This window comes from Pseudomonas sp. F01002 (assembly GCF_004402115.1).
Classification (GTDB): Bacteria; Pseudomonadota; Gammaproteobacteria; order Pseudomonadales; family Pseudomonadaceae; genus Aquipseudomonas; species Aquipseudomonas frigoris.
The window spans coordinates 116,663-116,919 of sequence record NZ_SOPU01000011.1; positions in this window are offsets into that span (position 1 = coordinate 116,663).

The following is a 257-nucleotide window of genomic DNA, read 5'->3' on the forward strand; positions in this document are numbered from 1 at the left end:
TACCGTTAATCCTGAATACGGTCAAATAAGCGTCAATGAGCGGCGAACGGTAGTGGGGGAGACTTAAGTTTCGGAATCAGAACGATTTCTCAATCCTGCACCGTCAGCCGTTACCCGCTCTTTTCTATCTCGTTGCTACAAAAGAGACGCGCACAAAAAAGGCCACTCTTTCGAGTAGCCTTTTTTGATGTTTGGTTGCGGGAGCCGGATTTGAACCGACGACCTTCGGGTTATGAGCCCGACGAGCTACCAGACTG